This is a genomic window from uncultured Bifidobacterium sp., assembly GCF_963540075.1.
In the GTDB taxonomy this organism is placed as follows: Bacteria; Actinomycetota; Actinomycetes; order Actinomycetales; family Bifidobacteriaceae; genus Bifidobacterium.
Genome location: NZ_CAUTOG010000056.1, coordinates 1 through 7,674 on the forward strand (window position 1 = coordinate 1; position 7,674 = coordinate 7,674).

Below are 7,674 nucleotides of genomic sequence, written 5' to 3' on the forward strand. Positions count from 1 at the left end.
CCCTCGCCTTCTCCTGCGAGGAGATCCTTGGCAGCGGCTACCTCGTCAACCCGTACCGGCACGGCGACGAGCACTACCGGCTCACGCTCACCCAGGGCGACGAATCCACACTGCGCTCGCTTCTCGACCATCTCGAGAACCCCGATGCGCCCGTCGACCGTTCCTCGGCGCGGCTGCTCGCCAATCTCGACCTCTTCCGGCGTCGGCTGGAGGGCATCGCCAATCCCAACGTCGTCTGGACGGGTCTGCAGCGCCTCGAGGTCGTTTCGATCTCGCTCACCCAGGGCCAGGACGACCCGCAGCTCATCTTCGAGACGATGAACTCCACCGGCAAGGACCTCTCCGTCGCCGACCTCGTGCGCAACGAGGTGCTGATGGGCCTGCCCATCGACGACCAGGCCGACCTGTACCGCAACCAGTGGCGGCCCATCGAGGAGATCCTCTCGCCTGCGCCCAACTCGGGGCCGTCGGCGGGAGCCGGGGGAGTGGCCGGCGCAGGAGCAGGTTCCGCTGCGTCGGCCGCGGGTGGTTCCGGGTCGGGCGGCTCGGGCTCGGCTGCGTCCATCGCCGACGACAGGCGCTTCGACGGGTTCCTCCACGACTGGCTCACCGTCGTCAACGCGCCCACGCCCGTCGTCTCGCGCGACCTGTTCCGCGAGTTCCGGCGCTATCGCGAGGCTCGTGAGGACGCTACGGTGGGGGCGTTGGGCGGCTCGGTGTCGGCCGGTGCCGCGGCCGGTGCCGCGGGCGCCTTGACGACGGGCGTTTCGGAGACCTCCGTCTCCGTCGTCCCGCTGCTGCGCGAGATGCGGCGTTTCGCCGGTCATTACGCGGCCATCGCCTTCCACCGGGCCGAGGGCCCGAAGCTCGACGCCGTCCTCGCCCGTCTGCACATGCTGGACGTGTCCGTCGCATGGCCGCTCGTCATGACGCTTCTCGACTGGCATGACGGACAGTCCGCCGTGGGGACGGCCTCGGACCCCTGGCAGGTTTCGGCCGACGACTGGCTGCCGGCCGACCTGGGGTCCATCGCTCCGGGACCGGCGGGATACGGCCCGATGGCCGCCGGGATGGCCTACGACGGGATGGCCGACGAAGCGGCCGACTACGGATCAGCGGGTCGCGGCGTGGGTCCCGGCGCTGGGACCGGCATCGGATTCGGCGGCGGTTCCGCGGGTCAGATGGCCTCGGCGCTGTCCATGTCGGACCTCGTCTCCATGCTCCGCATGCTCGACTCCTATCTCTTCCGACGCATGGCGTGCGGGGTGGCCGGCAACGGGTTGGGCGGATTCCTGTCCTCTCTCATCGCCCGGCTCGACCAGGTGCGGCGCGACGGCGGGAACGTCCGCGAGGCCTTCGAGGCCATGCTGCTCGGCGAGGCCGGCACCACGCGTCGCATGCCGGACGACGAGGAGTTCCGCTCGACCCTCGCCACGCGCGACTGCTACGCCTTCCGCCGGAGCCTGTATCTGCTCGCCATGCTCGAGAACTCGCGCCGTCCCAGGAACCCCATCGACTTCGCGCACGGCGTCTACACCATCGAGCACATCATGCCGCGCAACGCGCTCGCCCATGAGGAATGGCGCTCGATGCTCGGTGACGACTGCGAGGACGTGTTCACGCGGGACGTCAACCGGCTCGGCAACCTCACGCTCACCGCCTACAACTCCGAGCTGTCCGACGGGAGCTTCGAAGGGAAGAGGAGGCGTCTCATCGGCGGGTATGACGGCAGCGGCCTGGGCATCGATGTGGCGCTCAGGGCCGCCAAGGCATGGACGGACGAGACCATCACTGCGCGTGGAAACGAGCTCGCCGAGCGGGCCGTCGGGACCTGGCCCATGCCGTATCTGCCGCAGGACGTCATCGAACGCTACCGGGAGACCAGGCGCGGGATGCGTGGCGGCGTTCGCGGAGCGACTGGCGGGGTCGGCGCCGGGGTCTCTTCCGATGCAAGCGCGGCCGGTCGCCCGACCGTCGGCTTCCGCGACCTGTGCCTGTTCGGGCTCCTGGATTCCGGGGACGTGCTCGTCGGCCGCAGCGCGAAATACCCGGCGCGGGCGGTCGTGACCGACGACTACCGCATCCGGCTGGAGAACGGCGAGGAGTTCGACAGCCCCTCCGCGGCCGCGCATCGCGCCATCGCCCTGGCCGGCGGTTCGGCGAAGGCCAACGGCTGGGACTTCTGGGGCGCGGACGGATCATCGCTCGCTGCGGTGCGCTCCCGCTATCTTCGCGCCATCGGCGGCGTGCGCACCGCCGACAAGACCAGCACGCGACTCATGTTCTGGGAGGACTTCCACCGCTGCTGCGCCGGACGGCCGGACGTCGTCGACGCGTTCGGCGACCTGTCCCTGAGGAAGTCCGGAACCGGCTCCTGGACGTCGTACGGCATCGGCGAATCCGGATGCCATGTCGATGCGCTGCTCGGGCTGCGCGACGGATACGTCGGCGTGGATCTGTACTTCTCCGATGCCAACCGCTACCGTCGGCTCGTCGAACGTCGCGGCCGCGTGGAGATGCTGCTTACGCCCATAACAGGAGGTGCGCCCGGACGCCTCGCCAGCGGGACGTCCGCGGGGGCCGAGCAGGGCGTCGGACTGCACTGGGACGCGCCGGACGCCGCCAGGCAGGGGCGCGCGATCGTCGTGCGCCGCGACGCCGACTTCGACTCCGGCGACTGGACCGACCTTTACCGCTGGCTCGCCGGCGGCATGCTTCTCATGCGCGAAGCGGCGCGGTTGTCGGGATGATGTTTATTCCCTCTTTCTTCCCTCTCGCCGCATCCGCGGGATAGTCTGGAGACGCTGACAGGCGATTCCGGGTCGGACCCGGGGGAATGGCAGGCATGCGACGATGACGACGAACGGCGAGGATGCATTCGGCGGGAGGACCGCGTCATCGGCGGATGCCGCGGCGGGTTCGTCCAGGGATGGCACCGTGGCGTCCGCACGTGAGGGGTCGGAGCGTCGTCCCAGGGTCGTGACGTCCAAGGCCGTGGAACCTGACGTGGTCGAACCGGATGCCGCCGATGCCGCCTCCGCGGACGCCGGCGCTGAATCCGATGGCGTCGTGTCTGATGCTGCTGCGTTCGATGATGCCGTGCTTTCTGGAGCTGCGTCTTCCGGAGTCGCGCCGGACGATGTCGGTTCGTCCGAGGGCGGGGGATACGCCGAATCCGAATCCGATGATTCCTTCGGCTCCGATTCCGGCGAATCCGCTGAGTTCACCGATTCCCCCGACGGCCACGATGCCGCCGCCTCCCCGGAATCCACCGCGAACACCGAGATATTCGTCACGCCATCGCCGCAGAAGGAAACGGACATACCCTCCTTTGGGTCCGCGGCTCAGCGTCGCCGGTCCGCACAGGCCCTGGCAGCCTCCGGACGTCGGCCGCCAAGCTTCGCCCAGCGGCCCGAGTCGCCGGCGGAGTCCGCACCACTCGCGCAGTCCGAACCCGGATCCGAGTCCGAACCCCTAACGCAGCATGGGTCGACTGATGACCTGGTCTCGCAGGAGGCTTTGCTAGCCGCGAAGCCAGCCGAAGACGCGGTGTCGCAGGAGATCCCGGCGTCCTCACAGCCGGCAGAAACCTCGAATTCCGCGGTGTCGCCGTCCGCGGTGGCCTCGTCCTCGCCGGACGCGGCAGCGACGGCGGCGTCCTCCTCCACTCGGGATCCGTCCTCCGGACCCGTTCGATTCGCCGCTCCCGCCCAGTCGTCCGGGTCCTCCGTCTTGACCGTGCCACCCGAGTCGTCCGAGGCTGCCGCCCCCTCCGACGCCTCCACGCCGATCACGTCATCCTCCGCGACCCGTCCGCCTCTAACCTCCCGCCAACGACGCCGACTGTGGACCTCAACCCAGCCCGGCGCCTGGATGATGGTGCTTGCCCCCGGACTGGCCGGAACGATCATCGCCGCCGTGCTCGCCTCCCGCTTCGGCTCGTCGGCCTCGGTCGCATCCGGATCGTCGCCGTCCGTATTCGGGGTATGGCTGCAGGACCTGTGGCTGCTGATCGCCTGGGCGCTCTGCTACTGCGTGCAGTTCACGGCCGCCCGATGGCTCGTCTCCCGCCGCGTCCACCGCTATCTGACGCCGATGCTCGTGTTCGGCGGTGCGACGGTCGTCGTCGGCCTGCCGTTCGTCATCCTCCATCCGGCCATCCTGTGGTGGGCGCCCGTGTACCTCGTGCTCGCCGGGCTGACGCTTCGGGCCGCTTATATCCATCAGGAACGCTCTCTGTGGGCCAACGCCGCCGACGTGCTCGCCGCCTCCCTGATCGGCGCGATCGCCGGGTCGGCCGCCGCCGGATTCAGACCGTCGGGCATCCCCCGCGCGGCGATCATGGCTGCCGCGGCCTTCCTCATGGTCGAATACGGATCCGCCCTGTTCGTCAAGACGATGATCCGCGGATTCGGCGACCCCCGTTACCATTTCCTGTCCGTCATCTGGCATACGGCGATGGCCATTGCCGCGTTCCTGGTGCAGCCCCTGTGGGGTGCGATCGCCGTCGTCCTGCTCATGCGCGCGACGATGCTGCCCATGCGTTCCGAACGTGTACGACCTCTGTACATCGGCATCGGCGAGGGCGTGGTTCTGTCCGTGGCCTTCGTGGCGGTCCTCGTCGTCGTGCTCTGATCGACTCCGACCCTCGGCGTGTCGCAAGGGGTGATTTCTGGGGTGATAATGCGGGTGATTGCGGGGTGATACAGGGATTATCGCAGCGATAATCATTTTCTGATGTCATGAATGCGACATGACGATGGGGAATCACGGAGTTTTAACGTGCGGTTCATCGTGGAACCTTGCAAGCCTTGCCCATTGCACATATCACGGAGGTGTCCAGACGGAAGAAAGGCCGCGACAGAGTGACGATATGACGAAGGAGGGCCGAGCGATGAGCACGGTCAGGGGACGGTCAGAGGAAGACGATATCCACGGCGCAGTCAAGGAAGACGTCCGTGAGGTATCCGCAGGGATGATGGACGATCGGTATCGGGCGCTCCAGCAGCATCTGCTCAAGAGGGTCTCCTCCTCCATCGACTCCATTCGCATCGACTGTCTTGGTTCCTTTACCGCTGCCGCGCAACGGCATTCGCACGTAGACCATGACTCGTACGTCTGGGCCATCGACACCCTGAACAAGGTCACTGACATCCACGGCCTGTGGGATTGGCTGTGCGACGTGAACATGATGATCTCCTGCGGGGCGAAGCATCTCAACTCCTACTGGTTCCTCATCGGCTACGTCCGTGAGGGCGGTGCCCTCATCGAGAAGCATGCCGACGAATTCGAGGGTTTCCTCCTCAGCAATCAGGAGATTGCGATTCTCAGGTCCGGATCATGGAGCGTCGACCGCTGGGGCCGCATCTGCACCGATTCCGCCAGAAAGACCGAGCGCCGGCACTCCCGCGTCCTGTGGTAGGGCGGGGGTCTGCCTGCGGGACGTGCGGGTTCGCTGCAACCCACAGGGGTCTGTGGGTTTGTCAGGGGCAAACCCACAGTCTGACGATACGAGCGCGGCCTACGATGGGCCTATGACCAACGTTCTCGTCATCACCAGCAACCCCGATCCGGGGTCCCTCACCGACACCGCGGGTGATGCCTTCGCGGCGGGCGCGCGTGCCGCAGGCGCGGACGTCGACGTGCTCGACCTGTATGACGCCGGGTTCAGCCCCGTCTACACCCTCGCCGACCGACGCCACTATCTGGGCCGCGGCCCCGTCCCGCGGGACGTAGCCGTCATTCAGGACAGGCTCGAGAAGGCCGACGTCATCGTCATCGTCTTCCCCGTGTACTGGTACACCATGCCCGCCATGGTCAAGGGTCTGTTCGACCGCGTCATCTGCCGTGGCTTCGCCTACAATCCCTCCGGAGAGCCGGGGGCGCTCGCGGGCAAGACCGTACGCGTCGTCATGCTCACCGGCGGTTCGCAGGGCTGGTACGAATCCGATGGGGTCGGCGAGGCCCTGGACAACCAGATCCGTCGCCAGACCCTCACCAAGTACTGCGGGGTCGAGGATGCGAAGATCGTGTACGTCGACAATCTCGTCTCCGGCGACGACGACCCCGAGAGACGGCGGGCCGTCGCCGAGCAGCTTGAGCGCCTGCGTGTGATGGGGGAGTCGCTCGCCTCGGAGTGAGCCTCGGCGGCGACTGCGGAGGAACGGAGCCGCCGAGCCGCTCATCGTCTGCCGCCTGTCGTCAGCTGCTGAACTCCACGTCGCCGAGCTTGGCGATGAGCCGCATGTTCTCGCGGTAGTCCACCGGGCAGGCGATGACGTCCACGCCGCTGCCCGACCTCAGCGCCGACCGCAGCACCGGATACAGCTCCTCCGCCGACGAGATGTCATGCCCCTTGGCACCGAAGCTGGCCGCCAGCTGGACGACGTCGGGGTTGTCGAAGTCCACGAATTCGTGGCCGCCGTCATGCAGGTCCATCTTCCATTTGATGAGCCCGTAGGAGTTGTCCACCCACACGAGGATGACGATGCGGCAGCCGCAGCGCACCGCCGTCTCGATCTCCTGCACGTTCATCAGGAAGCTGCCGTCGCCCATCACCGCCAGCGCCGGCCGCCCCGGATGCGCCAGGGACACGCCCACGGCGCCCGGCAGCGTCCACGCCATCGTCGACAGGCTGTTGTCGATGAGGCAGGTGGTGGGCTCGTAGGTCGGATACAGGCGCGCCATCCACATCTTGAGGGCGCCGGTGTCCACGAGGGTCGGCCAGTCACGCTCCACCGCACGGCGGGTGTCATAGACGATGCGCTGCGGCTTCATGGGGAAGCTCGGGTCGTCACGGCAGGAGAGGTACTCCTCGCGGAGCAGCTCGCGGATGCGCGGCTGCACGTCGTCGAAGCGCACGCCGCGGGCCGAGAGGGCGGCGGTGAGCTCGCGCAGCGTCTCGTCGACGTCCGCCATGATGTTGAGCGCCGCCGCGTAATGGGCGTCGGTGTCCTCCACGAAGGTGTTGATGTGGATGATGGTCTTGTCGTTGTGCGGGTTGATCTTCACCGGGTCGAACTGCTGGATGGAGAATCCGGCGGTGATGATGAGGTCGGCGTCGTCGAAGGCGAAGTTCTCGTAGTCGCGGTGCATGAAGCCGACCACGCCCAGCGCGTTGGGATGGTCGTCGGGGAACACGCCCTTGCCTTCGAAGGTGGTGGCGACGGGCACGTTGAGCTGCTCGGCGAGGGCGAGCAGGCTGTTCTCGGCATGCGAGCGGGCCACGCCGTTGCCGGCGAGGATGATGGGACGCCGGGCGGAGGCGATGAGGTCCGCGGCCTCGTCGATGACGTCCGGCGTGGGCACGATCCGCAGCGGGCGTGGGAGGGGCAGAGGTCTGGCGCCGGCGGGGGCGGGCTGCTCGAGGACGTCCTCGGGAAGCACCAGGCAGGTGGCGCCGGGGCGCTTGCGCTGGGCGATGGAGAAGGCCTTGCGTACCACCTCCGGCGTCCCTGCCGCGTCGAGCAGCATCGAGGACCACTGCGTGATCGGGCGGAACACGGAGACCAGGTCGATGATCTGATGCGACTCCTTGTACAGCCGGCTCACGCTGCCCTGTGCGCCCAGGGCCACAAGCGGCACGGTTCCGGCGTTCGCCTGAGCCACCGGAAGCGTGAGGTTGAGCGCTCCCGGCCCCAGCGTGGCGAGGCAGACGCCCGGCCTGCCGGTCAT

Annotated in this window: 5 protein-coding genes; 4 read left to right on the plus strand and 1 reads right to left on the minus strand. The window is 67.8% G+C overall.

Annotated features, from left to right (window positions below):
• The 4 genes from RWX87_RS06125 to RWX87_RS06140 all read left to right on the plus strand — a co-directional run.
• Positions 1–2,750, plus strand: a 2,750-nt coding sequence (locus RWX87_RS06125) for a DUF1524 domain-containing protein (RefSeq protein ID WP_314688667.1), incomplete at its 5' end; no start/stop codon positions are given.
• 103 nt (positions 2,751–2,853) lie between these two features.
• A complete protein-coding gene (locus RWX87_RS06130) occupies positions 2,854–4,635 on the plus strand; it encodes a YwiC-like family protein (protein WP_314688668.1) in 1,782 nt (593 codons plus the stop codon).
• A gap of 340 nt (positions 4,636–4,975) precedes the next feature.
• Positions 4,976–5,422, plus strand: coding sequence for a hypothetical protein (locus RWX87_RS06135; protein WP_314688670.1), 447 nt, complete (start codon positions 4,976–4,978; stop codon positions 5,420–5,422).
• 112 nt (positions 5,423–5,534) lie between these two features.
• Positions 5,535–6,140: an NAD(P)H-dependent oxidoreductase gene (locus RWX87_RS06140; protein ID WP_314688671.1), complete on the plus strand. Its 606-nt coding sequence runs from the start codon at positions 5,535–5,537 to the stop codon at positions 6,138–6,140.
• A 61-nt stretch (positions 6,141–6,201) separates the two neighbouring features.
• Here RWX87_RS06140 and RWX87_RS06145 read toward each other — a convergent pair.
• Positions 6,202–7,674, minus strand: a 1,473-nt coding sequence (locus RWX87_RS06145; protein ID WP_314688672.1) for an acetolactate synthase large subunit, incomplete at its 5' end; no start/stop codon positions are given.